Annotated in this window: 23 protein-coding genes and 1 tRNA gene; 15 read left to right on the top strand and 9 right to left on the bottom strand. The window is 57.9% G+C overall.

What is annotated here, in order from left to right; all coding sequences use genetic code 11:
* Nucleotides 1–122: 122 nt before the first annotated feature.
* From ACR0C6_RS14580 to ACR0C6_RS14545, 8 genes are all read left to right on the top strand, one after another.
* On the top strand, nucleotides 123–1,916 hold the full coding sequence (locus ACR0C6_RS14580) for a PHA/PHB synthase family protein (RefSeq protein ID WP_480619924.1): 1,794 nt from the start codon (nucleotides 123–125) through the stop codon (nucleotides 1,914–1,916).
* A gap of 273 nt (nucleotides 1,917–2,189) precedes the next feature.
* Nucleotides 2,190–3,176 carry a zinc-dependent alcohol dehydrogenase family protein gene (locus tag ACR0C6_RS14575; RefSeq protein WP_480619922.1) on the top strand — a complete coding sequence of 329 codons (987 nt, stop codon included), beginning with the start codon at nucleotides 2,190–2,192 and terminating at the stop codon, nucleotides 3,174–3,176.
* Nucleotides 3,177–3,320: 144 nt separating this feature from the next.
* Nucleotides 3,321–3,635, top strand: a complete 315-nt coding sequence (locus ACR0C6_RS14570; protein ID WP_171229049.1) for a hypothetical protein — start codon at nucleotides 3,321–3,323, stop codon at nucleotides 3,633–3,635.
* A gap of 110 nt (nucleotides 3,636–3,745) precedes the next feature.
* Nucleotides 3,746–5,092 (top strand): substrate-binding protein, encoded by a 1,347-nt coding sequence (locus ACR0C6_RS14565; protein WP_152459077.1) that lies wholly within the window; start codon nucleotides 3,746–3,748, stop codon nucleotides 5,090–5,092.
* Between the two features lie 105 nt (nucleotides 5,093–5,197).
* Entirely contained in the window at nucleotides 5,198–6,229 is a 1,032-nt protein-coding gene (locus tag ACR0C6_RS14560; protein ID WP_171118891.1) for a branched-chain amino acid ABC transporter permease, read from the top strand.
* 3 nt (nucleotides 6,230–6,232) lie between these two features.
* Entirely contained in the window at nucleotides 6,233–7,438 is a 1,206-nt protein-coding gene (locus ACR0C6_RS14555; RefSeq protein ID WP_171118889.1) for a branched-chain amino acid ABC transporter permease, read from the top strand.
* Nucleotides 7,439–7,448: 10 nt separating this feature from the next.
* Nucleotides 7,449–8,204 (top strand): ABC transporter ATP-binding protein, encoded by a 756-nt coding sequence (locus tag ACR0C6_RS14550; protein ID WP_480619920.1) that lies wholly within the window; start codon nucleotides 7,449–7,451, stop codon nucleotides 8,202–8,204.
* Nucleotides 8,205–8,213: 9 nt separating this feature from the next.
* The gene (locus ACR0C6_RS14545; protein WP_152459073.1) at nucleotides 8,214–8,969 is read left to right on the top strand and encodes an ABC transporter ATP-binding protein; all 756 of its coding nucleotides are present in this window, start codon (nucleotides 8,214–8,216) and stop codon (nucleotides 8,967–8,969) included.
* 492 nt (nucleotides 8,970–9,461) lie between these two features.
* On the opposite strand, the gene ACR0C6_RS14540 is transcribed toward ACR0C6_RS14545, so the two are convergent.
* From ACR0C6_RS14540 to ACR0C6_RS14525, 4 genes are read right to left on the bottom strand one after another with little or no spacing between them, the layout of a single operon-like run.
* On the bottom strand, nucleotides 9,462–10,259 hold the full coding sequence (locus ACR0C6_RS14540; RefSeq protein ID WP_171615472.1) for an ABC transporter permease: 798 nt from the start codon (nucleotides 10,257–10,259) through the stop codon (nucleotides 9,462–9,464).
* Nucleotides 10,256–11,008, bottom strand: a complete 753-nt coding sequence (locus tag ACR0C6_RS14535) for an ABC transporter permease (protein ID WP_152459071.1) — start codon at nucleotides 11,006–11,008, stop codon at nucleotides 10,256–10,258. The genes ACR0C6_RS14540 and ACR0C6_RS14535 overlap by 4 nt, the downstream gene beginning before the upstream one ends.
* A 9-nt stretch (nucleotides 11,009–11,017) precedes the next feature.
* The gene (locus ACR0C6_RS14530) at nucleotides 11,018–11,782 is read right to left on the bottom strand and encodes a transporter substrate-binding domain-containing protein (protein WP_171229047.1); all 765 of its coding nucleotides are present in this window, start codon (nucleotides 11,780–11,782) and stop codon (nucleotides 11,018–11,020) included.
* 42 nt (nucleotides 11,783–11,824) lie between these two features.
* Nucleotides 11,825–12,622, bottom strand: a complete 798-nt coding sequence (locus tag ACR0C6_RS14525) for an ABC transporter ATP-binding protein (RefSeq protein ID WP_480446093.1) — start codon at nucleotides 12,620–12,622, stop codon at nucleotides 11,825–11,827.
* Nucleotides 12,623–12,699: 77 nt separating this feature from the next.
* Between ACR0C6_RS14525 and ACR0C6_RS14520 the strand changes: the two genes are divergently transcribed.
* The 4 genes from ACR0C6_RS14520 to ACR0C6_RS14505 are packed head-to-tail and all read left to right on the top strand — an operon-like array spanning nucleotide 12,700 to nucleotide 16,924.
* The gene (locus ACR0C6_RS14520; protein WP_480619918.1) at nucleotides 12,700–13,356 is read left to right on the top strand and encodes a TetR/AcrR family transcriptional regulator; all 657 of its coding nucleotides are present in this window, start codon (nucleotides 12,700–12,702) and stop codon (nucleotides 13,354–13,356) included.
* Nucleotides 13,353–14,537, top strand: a complete 1,185-nt coding sequence (locus ACR0C6_RS14515; RefSeq protein ID WP_480619916.1) for a pyridoxal phosphate-dependent aminotransferase — start codon at nucleotides 13,353–13,355, stop codon at nucleotides 14,535–14,537. Before ACR0C6_RS14520 ends, ACR0C6_RS14515 begins: the two co-directional genes overlap by 4 nt.
* On the top strand, nucleotides 14,534–16,138 hold the full coding sequence (locus ACR0C6_RS14510; protein ID WP_480619914.1) for a 5-guanidino-2-oxopentanoate decarboxylase: 1,605 nt from the start codon (nucleotides 14,534–14,536) through the stop codon (nucleotides 16,136–16,138). The genes ACR0C6_RS14515 and ACR0C6_RS14510 overlap by 4 nt, the downstream gene beginning before the upstream one ends.
* A 3-nt stretch (nucleotides 16,139–16,141) precedes the next feature.
* Complete coding sequence (locus tag ACR0C6_RS14505; RefSeq protein ID WP_480619912.1) at nucleotides 16,142–16,924, top strand: dimethylarginine dimethylaminohydrolase family protein; 783 nt, start codon at nucleotides 16,142–16,144, stop codon at nucleotides 16,922–16,924.
* Between the two features lie 267 nt (nucleotides 16,925–17,191).
* Here the strand turns inward: ACR0C6_RS14505 and ACR0C6_RS14500 are convergent, their stop codons facing one another.
* The 5 genes from ACR0C6_RS14500 to ACR0C6_RS14480 form a co-directional block, all read right to left on the bottom strand.
* Entirely contained in the window at nucleotides 17,192–18,067 is an 876-nt protein-coding gene (locus ACR0C6_RS14500) for a copper resistance D family protein (RefSeq protein WP_480619910.1), read from the bottom strand.
* 2 nt (nucleotides 18,068–18,069) lie between these two features.
* Complete coding sequence (locus ACR0C6_RS14495; RefSeq protein WP_254442736.1) at nucleotides 18,070–18,399, bottom strand: copper resistance CopC family protein; 330 nt, start codon at nucleotides 18,397–18,399, stop codon at nucleotides 18,070–18,072.
* Between the two features lie 22 nt (nucleotides 18,400–18,421).
* Nucleotides 18,422–18,853, bottom strand: a complete 432-nt coding sequence (locus ACR0C6_RS14490) for a c-type cytochrome (protein ID WP_171168996.1) — start codon at nucleotides 18,851–18,853, stop codon at nucleotides 18,422–18,424.
* Between the two features lie 1,030 nt (nucleotides 18,854–19,883).
* Nucleotides 19,884–19,959 (bottom strand) — tRNA-Ala (locus tag ACR0C6_RS14485).
* Between the two features lie 143 nt (nucleotides 19,960–20,102).
* On the bottom strand, nucleotides 20,103–20,429 hold the full coding sequence (locus ACR0C6_RS14480; protein WP_152459046.1) for a TIGR02300 family protein: 327 nt from the start codon (nucleotides 20,427–20,429) through the stop codon (nucleotides 20,103–20,105).
* A 100-nt stretch (nucleotides 20,430–20,529) separates the two neighbouring features.
* On the opposite strand from ACR0C6_RS14480, the gene ACR0C6_RS14475 reads away from it, so the two are divergent.
* The 3 genes from ACR0C6_RS14475 (at nucleotide 20,530) to ACR0C6_RS14465 (ending at nucleotide 23,147) form a co-directional block, all read left to right on the top strand.
* On the top strand, nucleotides 20,530–21,225 hold the full coding sequence (locus ACR0C6_RS14475) for a M48 family metallopeptidase (RefSeq protein WP_480619908.1): 696 nt from the start codon (nucleotides 20,530–20,532) through the stop codon (nucleotides 21,223–21,225).
* A 30-nt stretch (nucleotides 21,226–21,255) separates the two neighbouring features.
* Nucleotides 21,256–21,903 carry a GntR family transcriptional regulator gene (locus ACR0C6_RS14470; protein WP_170346010.1) on the top strand — a complete coding sequence of 216 codons (648 nt, stop codon included), beginning with the start codon at nucleotides 21,256–21,258 and terminating at the stop codon, nucleotides 21,901–21,903.
* A 113-nt stretch (nucleotides 21,904–22,016) separates the two neighbouring features.
* Nucleotides 22,017–23,147, top strand: coding sequence for a lytic murein transglycosylase (locus tag ACR0C6_RS14465; protein ID WP_480619906.1), 1,131 nt, complete (start codon nucleotides 22,017–22,019; stop codon nucleotides 23,145–23,147).
* Nucleotide 23,148: the final 1 nt, after the last annotated feature.

Genomic DNA, 23,148 nt, shown 5'->3' with positions numbered 1-23,148 from the left:
CCGTCGTTGCAATCAAGTACGTCCAATCAAAATGGGCGGTTGACTGGTCGGTCCGGGGCTTGGTGGACAGATGGATTAAGGCTTGCAGCATTTTAGCACTCTGCCCGGATCGGAGAACCTAGATGACCGAACTCTCACCTGACAAGCTGTCTGCCGAGGCCGGGGTTTGTGCGGCAGATACCGACGAGAATGCCCCGCCACACCCCTATGAGAAACTTGACCGCGCAACGCGCGCGGCCCTTGCCCGTGCCACCGCCGGTGTTTCCCCGCATTCGATAATGGCCACCTGGATGGATTGGGCCCTGCACCTGGGTCGTTCACCCGGACGCCAGCTTGAACTGACAGAACGCGCGGCACGCGATGCGGCCAAGCTCTGGGTCTATGCCAGCGAGATGGCGACCGGCGCGAAGGCCACTCCGCCTTTTCAGCCACGTAAGCAGGATCACCGTTTCAATGCTCCCGGCTGGCACAAGGCGCCATTTTCCCTTTGGCAGCAGGCTTTTCTGAGCGCACAGGATTGGTGGCAGGCCGCAACGGACGAAATGCCCGGCATCGCCCCCCGCGACGCCGAACGCGCGCAATTTCAGGTTCGCCAGGCACTTGATCTTGTCTCTCCTTCGAATTTCCCGTGGTCAAACCCGGAAATCATCAATCGAACGTTCCAGACCGGCGGTCGCAATTTGATGGAGGGCGCCGCGCACTTTCTTGAGGATGTTGCCCATACCATAACGCAACAGCACGAACCTGCCCCTCAGGGGTATGAAATCGGTAAAGACATTGCCGCGACCCCCGGCAGGGTCGTTTATCGCAACGCGCTGTTCGAGCTGATTCAATACACTCCACGCACCAAGCGCGTACAGGCCGAACCGATCCTTTTCGTGCCTGCCTGGATCATGAAATACTATGTGCTCGACCTTTCTCCGGAAAACTCCATGGTGCGGTATCTGGTCGAGCAGGGCTTTACCGTGTTCATGATCTCCTGGGTCAATCCCACCGCTGATCAGGCGGATCTCAGCCTTGAGGATTATCGCCTGAACGGTGTCATGGCCGCGATCGAGGCCATCGAGAAAATCGTTCCGGGTAAAAAGATCCACGCCAATGGGTATTGCCTCGGCGGCACACTTCTGGCGATTGCAGCGGCGGTGATGCAACGCGATGGTGATGACCGGCTTGCAAGCGTTACGCTGATGGCGGCGCAGGTTGATTTTGCCGAAGCCGGTGAGCTTTTGCTGTTTATCGATGACAGCCAGGTCGCTTTTGTCGAAGATCTGATGTGGTTGCAGGGCTATCTTGACCGCCCTCAGATGACGCGAACTTTCACGACAATCCGCGCCGAAGATCTGATCTATGCCCGGGCTGTGCGCCGCTATTTTCTGGGTGAAGACGACCTGCCTACGGATCTGACCGTCTGGAACAATGACACGACCCGGATGCCGGCGCGAATGCATTCCGAATATTTGCGCGGTCTGTTCTTGGAAAACCGGCTGAGCGCCGGGCGCTTTTCTGTCGAAGGTCGGGTTGTTGCGCTCAAGGACATACGCGTACCCATGTTTGTGGTCGGAACGGAATCCGACCACATTGCTCCGTGGCGATCAGTGTATAAAATTCGGCTGTTTACCGACGGAGACCTCACCTTCGTGCTGACCAACGGTGGTCACAATGGCGGTATCCTCAGCGAGCCGGGGCACAAGCACCGCCACTATCGGTTGGGCCACAGGCCGGCGGACGCGCTATATACCTCGCCGGATGAGTGGTTTGAGTCGGCCGAAGAAAAGCAAGGTTCCTGGTGGCCTGCGATGGTGGGTTGGATCAAAGACCGTTCATCGGGCGAAACTGCGCCGCCGCCGATGGGCGGAAAACGAAGGGGAGCTGAAAACCTGCCCAAAGCGCCGGGCAGCTACATTCATCTGACCTGAAACCGGTGGCGAGGGTCAGACCCGTCAGTGGCTGGTCGATCTCCTTTGGACATCCTGCGCAAGCCCTTCTAGTGCAGTTGAGATTTTGGTCGCTCGGTCAGATCTGGGACTTTGCGATGGATCAAGCCTTGCTGCGGCGCAGGTGTGTTATCGTTCAGGTCGTCGGAACCCAGTGCCACATTTGCGGTTTTGTCGAAGGCCGAGCCCGCAATTTGCAACGAAAAGAGGCAATACACAGATGATTTCGGGCGGATGTATCTGGAGAGTTGGACCATGACACGCGCAATGGTTTTGAACGAGGCCGGCCGCGCCCTGAGACTGGAAGACATCGAACTTCCGGCGCCGGGCCCTCATGACATCGAGATCCAGATCGAGGCTTGTGGTGTTTGCCGAACGGATCTTCACATCGTCGATGGTGACCTCGAACATCCTGAACTTCCACTGGTTCCGGGCCACGAAATCGTTGGGCGGATCGTGCGAAAGGGGGATGCCGTAACAGGGCTGGAAACCGGTCAGCGCGTGGGTGTGCCTTGGCTTGGGTCCACTTGTGGGAAATGTCCGTATTGCCGCCGCGCACAGGAAAACCTGTGTGACGCGCCGGTGTTCACGGGATACACGCGAAACGGAGGATTTGCCGAAGCCTGCCTTGCGGATGCACGGTATGTCTTTGCCTTGCCAGAGAATGCCGATCCGGTTGCACTGGCGCCGTTGTTATGTGCCGGGCTTATCGGGTTTCGCTGTCTGCGAATGGCCCAGGATGCCAAGGAAATCGGCTTTTATGGCTTCGGAGCTGCCGCGCATATCCTTGCACAACTGGCCGTCTGGCAGGACCGGAAAGTATATGCACTGACCCGGCCCGGCGATATCGAGGCGCAGGAGTTTGCGCGTGAGCTTGGCGCGGTATGGTCTGGTGGATCCGACGAACGACCACCGGCGGAACTGGATGCTGCAATCATATTCGCACCTGTCGGAGCCCTTGTGCCCAAAGCGCTGCAAGCTGTCCGCAAGGGCGGCCGCGTGGTTTGCGGCGGAATTCACATGAGCGATATTCCTTCCTTTCCCTACAGAGATCTTTGGGGGGAGCGTCAAATCCTGTCTGTCGCAAACCTGACGCGTCAGGATGGTGAGGAGTTTTTTGCAATGGCTCAAGCCGCAGGCATCCAGACACGGACCCAAAGATATTCACTGAAAGACGCCAACACAGCCCTCGCGGATCTGGGCGCCGGACGATTGCAAGGTGCAGCGGTTTTGGTTCCCTGACCAATGGTCTGTCGCGCCCCGCACCGGCTTGACAAGTCACAGCGGACGTCAGCATCCGAAATTAGGGTGGTGGCTTAGGCAAACGGATCCTGATCGAGGAACGGACGGAACACCGGAGCACGAAAGACCGCTCGGCGCACTGGGATGCCGCCCACCCGTGCCGGGCACGATCATACCGGCAAACCCGTGGACGATCATGCGCCAACAATCAAACTGGACCGTCAGATGAGCGAAGAGCTTGTTTCCATTCAGCGTGCTGAAAATGCTGGCTTTGTATTGCAAATCGGCTTTTGGTGCCGCAGACAACGAATATTGGTGTCATGCCCGACAAATGTGTCACCGATATTTACATTTAAATATATGAAAAATATATGTTTAAACGTAAGAAAACGAAAAAGCTTTTCAAACGATCTTCATTTTCGTCAAGACGTTTACAAAATTTTGTTTCAAATCCAGTAATTTGTTGTGAAATTTTCCACCGCCTTTCCATTATTGAAATGCACATAAGTGCGCTTTCGTCTGCTGGAAGAGGAGCCAGACGACGAGAGAAAGGGAAATGGGAGGAATTAATGACCAACAAATCTGTCACACGCCGCGGCGTGTTGAAGTCTGGTGCCGTTGCAGGCACCGGTCTGGCCCTGCCTACGATCTTCACGGCTTCGTCGGCGGCCGCTTACACCAACGAACCAACCGGAGGGTCCGTGACCCTGGGCTTCAATGTTCCCCAGACCGGTCCGTATGCGGAAGAGGGCAATGACGAGCTGCTGGCGCAACAGCTGGCGGTGGAACACCTGAACGGAGAGGGTGACGGCGGTTGCCTGAACACCTTCACGTCCAAGGCGCTGAAGGGCAATGGCATTCTCGGCAAGAAGGTCGAGTTCGTCACAGGTGACACCCAGACCAAGTCAGACGCCGCACGTGCGTCTGCAAAGTCGATGATCGAAAAAGACGGTGCGATCATGATCAACGGCGGGTCGTCCTCGGGCGTGGCCGTTGCGGTTCAGGGCCTGTGTCAGGAAGCGGGTGTGATCTTTATGGCGGGTCTGACCCACGCCAACGACACGACCGGCAAGGACAAGAAAGCCAATGGTTTCCGCCATTTCTTCAACGCCTACATGTCGGGCGCTGCGCTTGCGCCGGTGCTGGCTGCCGAGATGGGCAATGACCGCCGCGCCTATCACCTGACAGCGGACTACAACTGGGGCTGGACCCAGGAAGAGTCGATCGTCGCCTCGACCGAAGCCCTGGGATGGGAAACGGTCAACACCGTCAAAACGCCACTCGCGTCAACAGACTTCTCGTCCTACATCACTCCGGTTCTGAACTCGGGCGCGGACGTTTTGGTTCTGAACCACTATGGCGGCAACATGGTGAACTCGCTGACCAACGCGATTCAGTTCGGCCTGCTCGACAAAGTCGCCAACGGCAAGGACTTCAAGATCGTCGTGCCGCTGTACTCGGAACTGATGGCCGCCGGTGCTGGCGAGAACATCAAGGGCGTGCTGGGTTCGATGAACTGGAACTGGCAGTTGCAGGATGAAGGCACCAAAGCCTTCGTGAAATCCTTCGGCGAAAAATACGGCAAGCCGCCGTCCAATTCGGCGCAAACCTGCTATGCCCAGGTTTTGCTATATGCTGATGCTTGCGAGCGTGCCGGTACGTTCAACCCATGCGGTGTCGTTGAAGCGCTGGAAGACTTCGAGTTCGACGGCCTGGGCAACGGCCCGACCTGGTATCGCGGCGCGGATCACCAGTGCTTCAAGGACGTACTGGTCGTGCGTGGCAACATGAACCCGACCAACGCCTATGACACGCTGGAGATCGTCGAGATCACCCCACGCGCGCAGGTTGAATACGATCCGGAGCATCCGATGTTCGCCGGTGGCGCACTGGGTGAGTGTAACCCGGGCGCATAAGACCGCGTATCAAAGTCTGGCCGCCAAAATGGTGGCCAGACATCTACAGCAGGGTTGATCCTGTTGTGCCACTCAATTCACACTGACCAACCCTGAGGTGGGCCAATGGACGCCATCCTATTGCAAATTCTGAACGGTCTGGACAAAGGGTCGGCTTATGCGCTGATTGCGCTGGGGCTGACGCTTATTTTTGGGACGCTCGGCGTTGTGAACTTTGCCCACGGGGCCCTGTTCATGATCGGTGCGTTCTGTGCCGTCACTTTGCAAAAGCTCATGAACCTGAGCTTTGTAACCATCGACGAGAGCCAAACCGACTTTCTTGGCAACCCGCTGAAGGTGGAAACACCTTATGTCGAGGCGTGGTTCGGCCCGGAGTTCGGGGCGACGATCATCGACTGGTCCGTTCCATTGGCCATCCTGTTTGCGATCCCGATCATGCTGGCGGTTGGCTATGTGATGGAACGCGGGCTTATCAAGCATTTCTACAAACGCCCCCACGCGGACCAGATCCTTGTCACGTTCGGGCTGGCGATCGTGTTGCAGGAAATCGTAAAGTATTTCTTCGGTGCCAACCCCATCCAGACCCCGCCGCCCGACGCGCTGAGTGGCTCTATCGATCTTGGCACCATGATCGGGTTTGATCCCAACGCGATCATCTACCCGATCTGGCGCCTCGTCTATTTTGGCTTTGCGGTTGCCATTATCGGTGCCGTCTTCTCATTCCTGCAATTCACCACCTTCGGCATGGTTGTGCGTGCCGGCATGGCGGATCGCGAAACTGTGGGCTTGCTGGGGATCAACATCGACCGGCGCTTTACGATCATGTTCGGTATTGCTGCCGCGGTGGCCGGTTTGGCGGGCGTCATGTACGGGCCGCTCAACCCACCAAACTATCACATGGGGATGGATTTTCTGGTCCTCAGCTTCGTTGTGGTTGTCGTTGGGGGCATGGGGTCTCTTCCCGGTGCCGTGCTGGCTGGCTTTCTGCTGGGCATTCTCGAAAGCTTCGCCTCTACGACCTGGGCCACGACGACGATCCCGGGCATCAACCAAATCATCATCTACCTTGTTGCCATTATTGTGCTGCTCACACGCCCGCGCGGTTTGATGGGACGCAAAGGCGTGATGGAGGAATAATCGATGTTGGGACTGAACAAAAAAGACACCAGCCTGCTGATCATCGTCGGCATCCTTACGATGCTGGCGCCCTTCATCCTGAATCCGTTCCCCGAAGGCAGCGCCATGGCGCAATTCAACGCGGGCTATCCGGACCTGATGCAACGTTTCGTGATCTTTGGCATCTTTGCCATCGGCTTCAACATCCTGTTCGGCCTTACCGGATACCTGTCCTTCGGTCACGCGGCCTTTCTGGGCGTTGGATCCTATTCCGCCGTATGGATGTTCAAGCTGCTGAGCTACAACATCATCCCGGCTATCGCACTCAGCGTTGTGGTCGCCGGAGTGTTCTCTTTGCTGATCGGGTTTGTCAGCCTGCGCCGGTCGGGTATTTATTTTTCGATCCTCACGCTGGCTTTCGCGCAGATGAGCTTTGCGTTGGCTTATTCGGTGTTGTCCAACCCCAAGTTCAACCTGACGAACGGGGAAACGGGATTGCAGGTTTACGCGGATGATCCGCAGATTCTGCAAGGGGCGAACTCGCCGGACCTGCCGCATCTGTTCGGGTTGCCGATGCGCGCAACCTACACATTAGACGTGGGTGCGTGGAGTTTTGATTTCAACGCGGGATACTATCTGTGTGCAGTGATTATGATGGTGGTGTTCTATCTGTCCATCCGAATTTTCCGTTCACCTTTCGGGATGATGCTGCGGGCCGTCAAATCAAACCAGCAACGGATGAACTATACCGGCCTGAACTCGAAACCCTACACGCTGGCAGCTTTTGTCATCTCTGGCATGTATGCCGGCCTGGCTGGTGGGCTGATGGCCGCAATGGACCCGCTGGCAGGGGCCGAACGTATGCAGTGGACCGCATCGGGCGAGGTCGTTCTGATGACGATCCTGGGCGGCACCGGCACACTGATCGGGCCGGTGCTGGGTGCGGGCTTCATCAAGTACTTCGAAAATATCTTCTCGAAGATCAACGATAACGTGTTGCACAGCTGGTTTGCATTCCTGCCTGACGGGCTGGAGGACGCGGTGGTTTTCTTGATCCATCCGTTTATCGGCAAGGGCTGGCATCTGACGCTGGGCATTCTTTTCATGCTTGTCGTTATCTACTTGCCGGGTGGTCTTGTCGAAGGTGGTCAGCGTTTGCTGAACCGGCTCAAGCGCAAGAAATCAAAATCCGACGACGCGACGTCGGGCAAAACGGAACCGGCGGAATAAGGGGCGAGCCATGGCAATTCTAAGAGTCAAAGACGTCAGCAAGCGCTTCGGCGGCCTCAAGGCGCTCACGGACGTGAATCTCAGCGTCGAGGAGAATTCGGTCCACGCAATCATCGGGCCCAATGGGGCGGGCAAGTCGACCTTGCTGAATTGTCTGGTTGGCAAGCTCATGCCAGACACCGGGTCCGTATTGTTCGACAACGCGTCGGTCTTGGGGCTTGAACCCTTCCAGATCAACCAGATGGGCATAAGCCGCGTGTTTCAAACACCCGAGATTTTTGGTGAATTGACAGTGATGGAGAACATGTTGATTCCGATCTTCGCCATGCGGGATGGGGCGTTCCGAATGCATGCATACGAGACCATCGCCAACGAAAAGGCTGTTGTTGAACAGGCCGAAGCGATGCTGGTAGAGATGAACATGGCCGACAAGCGTGAGATGCACGCGGCTTCGCTGTCGCGCGGTGACAAGCGCCGGCTCGAGATCGGCATGTGCCTCAGCCAGAATCCGCGGTTGTTGCTGCTGGACGAACCGACGGCGGGGATGGCGAGGGCGGATACCAACAACACGATCGACCTGCTGAAACAGATCAAGGAAGAACGTGATATCACCATCGCGATCATCGAGCATGACATGCATGTTGTCTTCAGCCTTGCCGAACGCATCACTGTTCTGGCACAGGGGACACCCCTGGTTGAGGATACTCCTGAAAACATCCGCGGAAACCCAAAGGTTCGCGAAGCCTATCTGGGCGAGGCTGCGTAAGGAAAAGCTATGAACGAGAAACCTGACTTTTCGAAAAACGCCAATATGGCCAGCACCGCCCCTGCGTTTCTTTCCGTTTGGGATATGCACTCCTATTATGGAGAAAGTTATATCGTGCAGGGTGTCAGCTTCAATGTGCATGAAGGCGAGATCCTTGCTCTTCTTGGGCGCAACGGTGCGGGCAAAACCTCGACACTGCGCTCGATTGCAAGGGTTGGAGAACCCGAAGTAAGACATGGCGAAATCTGGTTGGACCACAAACCGCTGCACAACATGACAAGCTATGAAGCAGCAGCGGCTGGCCTTGGTCTTGTACCGGAAGACAGACGCATTATTCCCGGCCTGACAGTTGAAGAAAACCTGCAACTTGCACAGATTGCTCCTCCGATCGGATGGTCCCTTGAACGGCTTTACGAGCTGTTTCCGCGTCTCGGTGAGCGCAGGAAGCAGGAGGGGATTACATTGTCGGGAGGCGAACAGCAGATGCTGTCAATCGCCCGAGCGCTTGCCAGGGACATCAAGGTGCTGCTTTTGGATGAGCCGTATGAAGGTTTGGCGCCTGTGATCGTCGACGAAATCGAAAAAACCCTCATACATGTCAAGCAGCAGGGCATGACCACGATCATCGTTGAACAGAACGCTGTACGCGCTTTGGAACTGGCGGATCGCGCGATCATTCTTGACACCGGTACCATCGTGTTCGACGGAACGGCAAAAGAAGTGCTTGAGGACACCGGTCTTCGTGAGGAGTATCTGGCGATCTGAGCGTTATTCTGATCGGGAATTCGACCCGAAGGGTATGCCCAGTTCGTGGCCCACCAAGACCCGCGTTCAGGGCAGATACTGCCCCATGCGCGATCAAACCTGTTTCACCTCAAAAAATGATGGTCGTTGGCTCAAACCCGAATGCGGGTTTGCGGCAACAGGTTCTGTCGGGGCTGTGCCGAATGCACGTCTTGTGCAACGGGCCCCAAAGGACGAGGGGGCAAGTTTGCAATGCTTCGTGACATCCGCCACTGCGCCAACCAGACGATTGCGCCGCGGTGTTCCAGGTCGTTGTGCGATGGATAAGAAAGTCAGGCTCTGGCCCTGGGCTGCCAGTGCCTTCGCCGCAGGGGCCTGCAAGCCGAACCTTCCCTAAATCATTTCGGGCAACCGTCTTGATCGTGTGCCCATGGTTTCAATCGGCCTGAAAACGCGCCGACGAAATCTGTGCCCGGAATAGGCCAGTGTGTCTCGCTTCACTTCCGGCTTGTACTATCCGGCCGGCCCATTTCGGCGTCCGGTTCCCAGCACCTTCACTTCCAGCCAGTGGAACATCAGGGCAATAATACCGGCCACGAGAATGTAGAAGACGGCCAGCAGGATGAGCGGCTCGTAGATGATGAACGTGTCGGACCGCACCCGGGATGACACGGCATAGATATCCACCACCGTAATCGTGGCGACCAAGGGCGTCGCCTTCAACTGGAGGATGGTTTCACCGCCCAGGGTGGGCAGAACGTTGCGGATTGCCTGTGGCAGCCAGATGCGGCGGAACATCGTCAGCCTAGGCATGCCGAACGATTTGGCGGCCTCCAGCTGGCCCTTGGCGACGCCTTTGAAGGCTCCGCGCATTACCTCACCTTCATAGCCGGCATAAGAAAGCGTCAAAGCCAGCACCGCATAAGGCCAGGCCTGACGCAGATACGGCCAAAGCTCGGATGATCGTATCCATGGGAATTGAGGGAACAATGAGCCGAGGCCATAGTACAGCAACCAAAGCTGCAAAAGCAGGGGTGTGCCCCGAATGATGGTGCAAAACGCCTTGGCGGGGGCCGCAAGGTACCAGGGCCCAACGGCCTGGGCCAACCCCAGTGGTACGGCCAGCAGAAACCCGAGAACGACGGTGACAACAAGCAGCCAGAGCGTGGTCCAGATTCCCTGCAACGCAAGCGGTGCGTATTTTGGCAACCAGTCCCATCGCAAAGACATGGCACACCAGATCACGATCCCGGCAAAGATCAGCATCATCACGATGCGATGGGGTTGCATCAAGGACCTGAGATCGATCATCTGCCACCTCCTTTCAGAGAAGGTTGACCGCGACGCGCCCATTTTTCGATCCGCGCGAAGATGGCGCCCGAAAACAGGGTGACCATGAGATAGAGAAAACCCGCCGCCAGAAAGAAGGTGAAATAGGCGCGTGTGCTGCTGGCGGCCTGCCGGGTTTCCAGTGTCAGTTCGTTGAATCCCACGACCGCGAGCAGGGCGGTGTCCTTGGTGGCGATCAGCCACAAGTTGGCCAGACCGGGTACGGCAAAGCTCATCATGGCGGGGATCGTCACGCGGCGCATGGTCATGAAGGCGGGCATCCCGTAGGATTTGGCGGCCTCGATCTGTCCGGGTGGAACCGCCTGTATGGCTCCGCGTAGAATCTCGGTTGCATATGCGCCCTGAACGACGCCCAGAACCCAGATGCCCGCGGCGACGCCATTGACCTCGACCCGTCCTCCGCCCATTGCAGCAGAGATTTTGTTGATGATGTCAGATCCCACATAATAGAGGATCAGGATCAGGACCAGTTCCGGCACGGCCCGGATCACGGTCGTGTAGATGGCAAGAAGATCGCGCGTGACCTTCCCGCCGTAAAGCTTGCCATAGGCTCCGAACAATCCGATCACGAGGCCGAGCGCATATGCACCAAAAGCGATCTGCAATGAGTGGGACAATCCGCGCAGCAGATTGCCCCCCCAACCCGGTGGCGACAGCGACAGAAGCTCTGCGCTCTGCGCCAATCCAAGCGATTCCAACAGTCCGGTCACGGCAGTCGCTTAGTAGATGCTGGCCGAGAAATAGTTCGAAGTGATCTTCTCGTGCGTTCCATCGGCAAGAATTGCCGCGATGCCTTTGTTCAGCGCTGCAAGCAGGTCATCGTCGCCCTTGCGAACACCCGCACCAACGCCCCGGCCCAGGATGGCCGGATCATCTGCGACGGCGCCTTTGATTTCACAGCATGCCCCGGCATCCGAATTCACAAAGTCCGCCATGGCGATACTGTCGGCCTGAGTGGCGTCAATACGACCTGCGAACAGGTCCTGGTTGGCCTCATCCTGAGTTTGATAAACCTTCAGTTCGGAATCCTTGAAATATTCCTGCGCATAAGCCTGGTGGATGGTCGACGCCTGAACGCCGACAACCTTACCGGCCAGCGACTCGGGGGTCGCTTCGATATCCATCGATTTGTCCGCGACGATGACGGCAGGTGTGTTGTAGTAAGGATCGCTGAAATCAATGGTTTTCAGCCGCTCTTCGGTGATCGACATAGACGCCATGATGGCGTCGATCTGCTGTCCTGTCAGCGACGGGATGATACCATCCCAGGCGACCGGCGTGATGATACAGTCAAGTTCCGCTGCGGCGCAGACCGCATTGATGACATCGACTTCCCAGCCGACCCAATTGCCTGAACTGTCCAGAGACGCGAATGGCGGATACGGTTCGGCCGCGATGCCGATCTTGACCTCTTCTGCACTGGCGATACCAGCCGAAAGGACAGCGGCGGCAAGGCCGGACGCGAGCAGTTTCTTGACGTTCATTTTGATACTCCCTTTTGGTTCATTTTGTTTTGCTTTTTTGGTTCAGGCGACCGAGCTGAGGAACTGCTTCAGGCGCTCTGATTTCGAGTTTCCGAAGACCTCGGCAGGTGGGCCCTGCTCTTCGATGCGGCCCTCGAAGAGATAGACAACGTGGTCTGCGACTTCGCGTGCGAATTTCATTTCATGGGTGACAAGCAGCATTGTGCGCCCTTCGGCGGCAAGATCGCGGATCACGGTCAGAACTTCGCCAACAAGCTCGGGATCAAGCGCTGACGTGGGTTCATCGAAAAGCATCACCGAAGGATCGACCGCAAGCGCCCGGGCAATGGCGGCGCGCTGTTGCTGACCACCCGAAAGATAGGCCGGATAGGTGTCGGCCTTGTCGCCAAGACCCACCCGCGTCAGCAGCTCATGCGCCCGCGCGATCGCCTGGGCTTTTGGCACCTTGAGCACATGCACCGGCACTTCGATCACGTTCTCCAGAAGCGTGCGGTGTGTCCACAGATTGAACTGCTGGAAAACCATGGCCAGGCGCGTGCGGATACGTTCGATCTGGCGGCGGTTGGACGGGCTGCCATCGGCGTGCATTTCAACCGGTTCCCCGCCGATGATTATCTTTCCGGAACTCGGCGTTTCCAGAAAGTTGATGCAGCGCAGCATGGTGGATTTTCCAGAGCCTGACCCCCCGATAATGGCGACAACATCCCCCTTGTTTGCGGTCAGGGATACGCCTTTCAAAACCTCCAGCGTGCCAAAGGATTTGTGCAGATCCTCAACCTTGATCGCCTCGTCAGACGTGGTTGTTTCGGGTGCGGGTGAAACTGCTTTGGCTGTGTCCATATCCAAGAATCTTCTGATTTCAGCTTGCAGTAAGCCCCGAATCTCGCAATTATGCAAGTGTATAATAACTTCGTGCCATGGATGACACTGACGTGCAGGACGACAGCCGCAAATTCAAACGTGAGTCTGCCGAGTTTCGCCGCGAGGCGCTGATTCTGGCGACTTTGGACCTGATCGCCGAGATGGGCGTTCGGGGTGCCACGGTGCGCGAGATCGCAGCCCGCGCGAATGTGACCCAAGGTTTGATCCGGCACTATTTCTCATCCAAGGACGAACTGGTTCAGGCGGCGTATGAGCACCACATGAATACGCTGACGGACCAGACGGCGGCTTCGTCAGGAACCGGAAGCGCGGTGTCTCAGTTGACCAACTTCGTAGACGCGTCACTGCGACCGCCTATCGTCGATCCAAGCGCCGTGGCGTTGTGGGCGGGTTTCCTGAACAAAGTGCAGCATGACCCGAAAATGCAGCGCATTCACCAGCGAACCTATGACTATTTCCGGGATCACCTCGAGAAGCTGATCGTCGCGGCATTGCAGGAAACCGGGCGTTCGGTTGATGCGTCAGAGGCAATGCAACTGGCCATCGCCTGCAACGCGGTGATCGACGGCCTGTGGCTTGAGGGGGGCGCGCTTCCGGATGCGTTTTCCGAAGGCCAACTGGCGCGGATCGGTTTGGATTCCGTCAGCGCCATCGTCGGCATTCCATTGACCAAAGAGGTGGAGCAGTCATGAAGACCACATCGGTGACAGAACGGTTGGCAGGCTTGGGTGGCGCCAAATGGGGCGTACATCTGAAAGCCCGCGACCTGATCAAGGCCGGAGCGGACATCGTCGAAATGACGATAGGAGAACCGGACGTGCCCGTACCGGACGCGCTGGTCGAAGCCACCGTTGCCTCATTGCGGGCGCAGCGGACAGGGTACTCCAACGGGCGCGGTGAAGCAGGGCTGCTTGACGCGCTGGCTGCGCGCTATTCCGCCTCTCGCGGGCGAGCTTTCGAGCCCGGGAATTTTCTGTGCTTTCCCGGCACGCAAACCGCCCTTTTCGCAGCCATGGCCGGGGTCGCCGAGGCGGGCGACGAAGTTCTGGTCGGCGATCCGATGTACGCGACCTATGAAGGTGTCATTCGTGCATCCGGGGCCGAGATGGTGCCCGTACCGCTGCGGCCCGAGAAAGGGTTTCGCATGCAGGCCGCAGATATCGCGGCCCGCATCACTCCGCGCAGCCGCGCCATTCTTCTGACAACGCCGCATAATCCGACGGGCGCGATCCTGACCGCCGCGGACATTGCCGAGATCGGGCAGCTGGCGATTGCGCGTGATTTGTGGATCATCTCGGACGAGGTCTATGAAGAGCTGATCTTTGACGGTGCCCGATTTGTTTCACCATTGGCAGATCCGGAACTGGCGGATCGTGTCATTGGCGTATCATCCATCTCGAAATCTCATGCCGCTCCGGGGTTCCGCAGTGGCTGGTGTGTCGGGCCTGCCGCGTTCTGCGATGCGCTGCTGCCCTATTCCGAGACTATGCTTTTTGGCAACCAGCCGTTCATCGCGGACATGACCGAAAAGGCGATCCGTGACGGGTCCGAGGTTGCCCCCGGTATGGCCGCCCGCTTTGCTGGCCGCGCGACCCTGTTGGCCGATCGTCTTGAAGCTGAAACGGATCTGATTGTTCACCGGCCCGAGGCGGGAATGTTCGCACTCATCAATGTCTCTGCCACCGGGCTGGATGGCGAAGCCTATGCCTGGGATCTGCTTCAGGCCGGGGTGGCCGTCATGCCGGGATCCGCCTTTGGTGACAGCCTTAAGGACTGGGTGCGGGTTGCTTTGACGATCAATGACACGGACTTTGGTACCGCGGTTTCCCGTATCATCGAACACGCCAACAGCAAATCACGCGAGGTCGCATGAGCGGTATGACAATTGGCGAAGCTCTGGTTGCCGGGCTGCGCCAGCAGGATGTGAACTGCGTCTTCGGAATTCCGGGCGTTCACACGGTGGAACTGTACCGAGGGCTTGCCGCTTCGGGCATACGACATGTGACGCCCAGACACGAACAGGGGGCGGGTTTCATGGCCGATGGCTATGCCCGCGTGTCGGGTAAACCGGGTGTTGCCTTTGTGATCACCGGCCCCGGATTGACCAACACGCTGACGCCTATGGCGCAGGCGCGGGCCGATTCAATACCGATGCTGGTGGTGTCCGGCGTCAACAAAACCGGATCGCTTGGCAAGGGTTTGGGGCATCTGCACGAATTGCCAGACCAAATCGGGTTGGCGAAAACGGTTGCGTTGGTGTCCGAACAGGTCACCGGCCCCAGCGCTCTGGCCCCAGTTTTGGACCGCGTTTTTCACGGCCTCAGCAATGGTCGCTGCGGGCCGGCGCATATCGAGGTTCCATTGGATGTCGCAGCGGCGGACTATCAGGAAACAGCAGTCGAGACGCCTGAACCTGATCCTCCGGTCAGCCCGGCATTGATAAGGCAGGCCGCAGGGCAACTGGCTGAGGCAAAGAAAGTCGTCATTCTGGCGGGCGGCGGCGCGAAACGTACCGAGGCGGGATTGCAGGCACTGGCCGAAGCTCTGGATGCTCCGGTTGTGCAAACCGTCAACGCGCGCGGCCTGATGCACGGACATGCCCTGACCGTTCCGGCCAGTCCCAGCCTGAACGCGGTGCGCGCATTGTTGGAAAGCGTCGATTGCGTTCTGGCCTTGGGAACCGAGCTGGGGCCAACCGATTATGACATGTATGCCACCGGTCAGTTTGCGAAACTGCCAAACCTGATACGGGTTGATCGGTGCAGCGATCAGCTTTCACGGCATGATGCAGCGATTGCCATTCAAGGTGACGTCGGCTTGGTTTTGCCAGCGCTGTGTAAGGTCCTGCCGCAGAGGGCACGGCAAAGCGACGGTGCGGACCGTGCCAAAAAAACGCGCGATGCAGCCTGGCAGGAGATTGGTCCGGATTATCGCCAACAGGTGGAGATACTGAATGCGATGCGCTCGGCGTCTCCGGATGCTCTGATGGTCGGGGATTCCACCCAGCCTATTTATGCCGGCAATCTTTACTATGACCACGACCGGGCTGGTGGCTGGTTCAATGCGGCAACGGGGTATGGTGCGCTTGGCTATGGCATACCCGCAGCCATCGGTGCGTCGATTGCCGATCCAACGGCGCGGGTAATATGCATCACCGGCGATGGCGGGGCGCAGTTTTCAATGCCGGAAGCAATGGCCGCGGTAGACGAAAACCTGTCGGTCACGTTCGTGATCTGGAACAATCACGGGTACCGGGAAATCGCCACATCGATGCAGGATGCAGGCGTGACGGTCATTGGATGTGACCCCACACCCCCCGATTTTGCAGCAACGGCCAGATCCTTTGGCATTCCGCACACCAGGGTTCCCGATAAGCCGCAGGCCATTGCGCAAGCGTTAGGCGAAACTGCCGCCCTGGGCGGGCCCGCGATGATCGAAGTCACCGCCCGAAAATTCGAACCTCAGAGAGATTGAAACATGTCAGACCCAACTTTTGAGTTTTCCCGCGCCATCACTCGCCGCCCGGCACCGACCATTGCTGACGGATTGCGCGCAGAAGATATCGGAAACCCGGATTTCGATGGGATGACGGCCGCGCATGGGGCATACGTGGCAGCACTGAAAAGCACCGGGGCCGAGGTGATCGAGCTTGATCCCCTGGATGCGTTCCCTGACGCGCAGTTTGTGGAAGATACGGCCCTGTGCCTGCCGCAGGGTGCTGTGCTGATGCGGCCGGGCGCGCCTTCGCGAATGGGGGAAGTGGCCGAGATCGCCCCGGCACTGCTGGCCTGCTATGAAACGGTCACACAGATCAATGGTCCCGGCCACATCGAGGGTGGAGACATCCTTGTAACCGGCCGCGAAATTCTTGTGGGCCGGTCAGACCGCACTGACGCGGAAGGTGTTGAGGAACTGGCAAAAATCACCTCGGAATGGGGTCACAAACTGCGGGAAGTGTTCACGCCCGAGGGCGTTTTGCACTTCAAAACGGATTGTTCTCTGATGGATGCCGAGACAATTCTTGCGACCCGGCGATTGGACGCTTCGGGCTGCTTTGAAGGCTACCGGGTGCTGCATGTTGCTGACGGAGAGGAGGCAGCGGCAAACGCGATCCGGTTCAACAATCTGGTGCTGATGGCCGCTGGTTTCCCACGCACCGCAGAGATGCTGGACCGCGAAGGCTATGAGGTCGTTGAAATTGACAATACAGATTGTGCAAAGCTTGATGGTGGCATGTCCTGTCTTTCATTAAGGTTCTGAGGGGCAGCTGCCGGGTTCAGGCCCCAGTGAATTCGGCAGGTCGGCGTGTTGATGGTTCGAAAGACAGGCGGTGAACAAGCTTGATTTCTTCCGGTTGACCGGCGCGCAGGTAGCACTGTTTGAACCCTGTTTCCCAAAGCCCAATGGCTAGGCCCCGCGGCAAGGGTCGGCGGGCCCTGAGTGGGATTGTCTTCCTTGTTCGCATCGGATCGTGCACCGCCGCTGCCATCGCTGCACATTGCGCGCGCACCGGTGTCTGGCCCATCTCTAATGGCCCGAATTCGGAAGCGCCAGAACACTCGTGAGTGTTGCCGTTGTCGCCAGCACCACCAACACCATCAATGCCTCAACCTCGATGGAGCGGGCGAGGCGTTGCGCTGCCTTGACCTCTCCACCTTGCATGGCCGGAACAAATCGGAGCTTGTTTGCGGCGGCAAGAAACAACAGCAGCGCCACAAAAAACACTTTGAGCAACAACGCCTGCCCGTAGCCAGTGAACAGCAGCCCTTGGAGATTGCCGACAAGCAACCAGGCCATCCAAAGACCCGCCACGATTAACGCCGGCACAAGCCAAGTGGCAGCTTGCCCAAAGACATGACCGAGTTCAGAAGCATCCTTCAGATGTTCAGGAGCAAGGGCCATATTCCGCAGCGGGCTGAAGATGCCCACCCAGAAAGCTACACACAACAGGTGCAGCAGGAGCAGGAGCTGGATACCAAAGCTCTCCAGTTCCGGCACGTGCCCGATCTGTGCAAACGACCACAAAGCGATCGTGCCACCCAACAGCGCGATCCACTGACCAAAGCGAGGAACGGACAGCCCCACAAGGATCAACGCTGCGCCTGCAAGGCGGTAAACAAGTGTGTCGCCCACGGATGTCTGCCACAGCAGGCCAAGCATCTGCGGATCGACCATGCCGTCAACCCCGCCTGTCAAGGCGGCTCCACGAAGCAAGAAGCCAACTGCTGTCGCGACAAGAGCAAGCCATGCCAAGGCCCTGGCCTGACGCGTCATCGCAAGGTTCACCGGTGCGACAAGGCCGGAATAGAGGCATCCAACAATCACAAGCCCGGCAGAGCCCGCAAAGCCGATGTAGAGCACCAGCTTTGCGAAGATCGCGGCAATCGCCCAGATGTCTGGCATGCTCATTCCACGGTAAAGGAAAATTCGCCCTGCATCGCATGGCCGTCTTCACCCAAACCCCGCCATTCGATGACATAGGTGCCCGTTCCATTGCTCGGCAGCGGGATCGTGAACGCCTGACCGAAACTTGTCTGGTCGCCCAAATCCAGGCTTACTGCCGAGTGTTCTTCATGGGCCATCTCTATCCGTGTCAGCCGGATGTTTTTCGAGAAGTTGAGGCCAATTTCAGCGGGCACAGTGGTTATCGTGGCACCGTTGGCAGGGGTTGTTTCTTCAATTTTGGAATGCGCCAGTGCGCCGTTGGCAAGCGCAACCATAAGCGCGAATGTCATGATCTTCTTCATTGGGTTACCCTCAGTTTATTCCGTTGGCCCGCTGGATTTCGCGAATGTAGGCGATCACCATGGCAACGTCACCTCGTGTAAGGCCCTCCACGGGGGGCATGTCGCCAAACTGCCAATGGTGGCTTCTTACACCTTGTGAAACCGCCCTGTGAAAGGCTTCATCAGCGTGGTGGCTGGGTTCATATATTTTGTGGATCAAAGGCGGCCCGGCGCCCTCTACGCCGACCGCGTTGGCGCCGTGGCATGACGCGCACGAGACCTCAAAAACACGCTGGCCGATTGCGGCATTGCCTTCGATGGCCGGCATCTGAATTGCGACCATGGCGTCGCCTTTGCGTGTTTCATGCGGTGTGGTCTCTTCAATTGCGCCGGGGCGAAGAGTTACGAAGGCGGCGACGGCAGCGACAGCGCATGCGCCGATTAGCAAGTGACTTTTTTTCATGGATTGGTCCAGACATTTTGGAAGCTGGTAACGCTGGGGCACATCGCGAACAGCCGCACGTGCTGGTCGCTTACGTCCGCAGGGAATTGTGCTGCTTCAAAGGTCAGGGGGCCTGTAGAGCGCGTCTGGTTCACTCAGCTTGACTTGGGTTCCAACATGGAGCTCCGGGTCAGTATCACGCCGACCCTTGGCAACTTCACTGACTTGGAACGGCAATGCAACGGCTTGGCAGATAAAGGGATTGCACTCTCCGGTTTCTGAAGTCTCCGGGTCATGATGCTGACCTGAAGCCAAGACGTCACTGCTGGTTGCCAATGCAGAGTGTTCGGAAGGTTGCATATGGTGCTTACAGTGAAGGCCCACGCATCCATTCGACAGCGCGTGCGCAACACCGCCAAGGCCGGTCAGGATGACCAGAACGCCAACCAATAGAACAAGTGAGTATCGCCGGATGACCATGGTGCCGGACGTTACTGCACGCAAGCGCACGATACAACGCCATACAGTTCATCCCGCCGGAACAAGATCTCTTACTGATGGTCTGCGATGCAAAAAAAGCAAACCGTGACTGCGATGCGGTTTTGTGCACTGCATTCTCACCATAGTCTTCATGGCCCAATTCGCAGTATCGGATGGTATCAATCATGCGCTCCCTCTGAGACTCACTGAAAGGGCTGAGTTTATCCCGCGCGCCTTTGTTCTTGCAAAAGCACTCTTGAGACCCCGGGCATCATTGTGCGTAGTTCATGCCCGACTGTTATTTGTGCTTTATTATTGTGTCGCCGCACACTGCAAGACGCCTTGCCAGGGTACCAGCCTCTTTAGGGCGTCGTGTACGCAAAGACGTACGAAGGGTCCCACGTGTGGTGCTTGGTCTAGTGCGGGGTTTTGGAGTTGTCTCGGGCAGTGACCAACGAAAGTAGTAAATTCCATGTCTGGACAGTGAGAGATACGCATGCTGCTTCATTTTGTGTCACACCTGAGTCTCACACCGCTCTAAAGCTTGCTATCTAGTTGTATTGTTAGGTTTTGGTGGAGCCTAGGGGAGTCGAACCCCTGACCTCTTGCATGCCATGCAAGCGCTCTCCCAACTGAGCTAAGGCCCCATCTAGGTACCACTGAAGCGGTGGACGGACGTTTAGGAGACAGTGACGACGAGTGCAAGTCCAAAAATGGAATCGAACGCGAATTTCCGCACTAAGCTGTCCGTGGAACGAAAAAGGCGACCCTGTGGTCGCCTTTGACATGATCAGTTTTCGTCTTCCGAAGACATGTCGGTGATATCATCCAGCGAAACGTCATCACTGGTGTCATCATCGTCATCCAGCAGATCATCATCCAGTTCGACGTCGACAGAGTCGTCGTCATCCAGTACCAGCTCCTCATCCGACGCGTTTTCACGCGCTTTGACCGAGGCGGCATCTTCTGCATCCGCCGCGATCATGCGGCTTTTGGATGTTTCAAGCTCCACGATCTCGCCAGTGTAGGGGCTGATGATCGGGTCCTTGTTCAGGTCGTAGAATCGCTTACCGGTGGTCGGGCAAACGCGCTTTACGCCCCATTCTTCCTTGGGCATGTCAAATCCCCTTGATATCAGGTGAGTCGTCTAAATGATTCAGCTCACCTGCCACAGGCAGAGGGCACTGTCAAAGTCTTTGCGCAAGAGAGGTCGCGATATGGGAGAGCACGCATTGCCAGGGACACCGCCGGTGCCGCTGAGGCTGCGCAAATCCGCCCGGGCGCGGCGCATAAGTTTGCGAATTTCTCAGCTGGACGGCCGGGTTACGCTGACCTATCCGGTCGGTGTGCCTGAATCCGAGGCGCTGAGTTTCGCACGTACCAAGGAAGAGTGGATTCGTCAGCATTTGCAGGACAGGCCGGAAATGGCCGTGGTGCAGTTCGGACAGAAGATACCGATTGAAGGCGTTGTCCGGCGAATCGTGCCCGCCAAGGGTCGGCGTGTTCAGTTGATGGCGGACGAGGTCGCAGTGCCCGAAGGGGCCGAGGCGCGCAGATTGGCCCGGTTTCTGAAGGAATTGGCGCGGGACCGATTGATTGGCGCGTGTGATGATTACGCTGCAATGCTGGGGCGGTCGTACAGCACGCTCAGCCTGCGCGACACGCGGTCACGCTGGGGATCATGCAGTTCGCAGGGTGGATTGATGTTCTCGTGGCGGCTCATTCTCGCGCCGTCCGAGGTGTTGCACTATGTGGCCGCGCACGAGGTGGCGCATCTTGTCGAGATGAACCACTCGCCCGCGTTCTGGAAACAGGTGGAACGCATTTTCGGCCCCTGTCAGCAACCCCGCCGCTGGTTGCGAGACAATGGGGCAGAGTTGCATCGTTACAGGTTTGACGCAAAGCCGAGTTGACCTTGCGCAGTTTTGTGATCACATAAGCGGATGTTGAGCACACGCCCGTCTGACACCCAAACTGCCACTCATGACCGGGTGTACCGGGCTCTGAGGTCTCGAATCATGCATGGTGAGATGGCGCCGGGTCAGGCGCTGACCTTGCGTGGCATCGGCAAGGAATTCGGCGTCTCGATGACCCCGGCGCGAGAGGCCGTGCGCCGTCTGGCCGCCGAGGGGGCATTGTTCCTGTCCAATTCCGGCCGGGTCTCGACACCTGAATTGACCAACGACCGGATTGAGGAATTGGCGGCTTTGCGCGCGTTGCTGGAAGTCGAGCTGGCCAGCCGGGCTTTGCCCCGGGCGCATATTGCGCTGATCGACCGGTTGCAGACCATCAACATGACCGTTGCCGAGATGGTGACCAAGCGGGACGCGGTTGGGTACATCCGTTCAAATCTGGAATTTCACCGCACCCTTTACCTGCGGGCTCAGGCGCCCGCGATGCTGGCCATTGCCGAAACGGTCTGGCTGCAACTCGGGCCGACGATGAGGGCGCTTTACGGGCGTCTCAGGCGCACTGAGCCGCCGCATTATCACAAGCTGATCATTGCTGCCCTCAAGGCCGGGGACGAACCGGGCTTGCGCCTGGCGGTCCGTTCGGACGTAACGCAGGGATTGCGCTTGCTGGTGAGCTGAGCGGCATCCCGCCGACATTCCCGCGCCCACTGCGCAAGGTTTCACCGTTCTGGCCTGTCCAGCCCGACTGGGTTACTCTTGATGCAAATCACAAACAAGAGCAGACCACAGCCATGATCACTCGACGGACTTTTTCCATTTGCCTTGGATCAACATTGTTGGCCGCCTGCACGGGTGGCGGTGCGCCATCCAGCGCGCCTGCATCGCGTATGCGGGCTGTTCCCAACGCGGGTTGGGATGCCTGGGTTGCCGGGTTCAAGGGCGGGGCGGCATCGCAAGGTATTTCACAATCCACGATTGATCGCGCCTTTCAGGGTGCAGGGTATCTGCCCGATGTGATCGAGCGTGACCGCAATCAGGTAGAGTTCAAGCGTTCGCTCGAAGACTACCTGGCCATTGCCGCCTCGGACGAACGGATCAGCACCGGCCAGAAGATGCTGCGGCAATACAACGGGACGCTGTCGCAGATCGAGGCGCAGTACGGGGTAGACAAGGAAATCGTCGTTGCAGTGTGGGGGCTGGAAAGCCGCTATGGCGCGCGTCGAGGCGATGTGCCCGTTGTATCAGCTCTGTCGACGCTGGCCTATGACGGGCGGCGTGGTCAGTTCTTTGAAAGCCAGTTGATCGCGGCGCTCAAGATTCTTCAGAATGGTGACACCACGCCTGACAAGATGACCGGCAGCTGGGCCGGTGCGATGGGGCACACGCAATTCATTCCAACCTCCTACCTTGCCTATGCCGTGGATTTCACCGGCGACGGGCGGCGCGATATCTGGTCGGACGATCCGACGGATTCGCTGGCTTCGACCGCTGCTTACCTGTCGCGCGCAGGCTGGGTGCGGGGGCAGCCTTGGGGGGGCGAGGTCGGAACCGTTTCCGGTACACCGGTCGCCGTGCTGCAACCACAGAAACCCGGGCCGCGCATTGCCGTCTTCCGCAATTTTCAGGTCATCAAGCGCTATAACAATTCGGACAGTTACGCGATCGGGGTCGGTCATCTGGCGGACAGAATCGCCGGTGGCGCGCCGTTTCAGGCCTCGTTCGGGCCAGATGCAAACGGTCTGACATTGGACGACCGCAAGGAATTGCAACGGCGGCTGACATCCCAAGGGTATGATACGAAAGGCGCGGACGGGGTGATCGGCAAAAACACGACGTCTGCCATCAGCGCGTATCAAAGCGCCAATGGCCTGGCGGTCACCGGAGAGCCCTCGGTTGCGTTGTTGCGCAGATTGGGCGGCTGAC

The sequence above is a fragment of the Ruegeria sp. AL12 genome (genome assembly GCF_056540885.1).
This window is presented reverse-complemented; position numbering and strand designations above follow the sequence as displayed.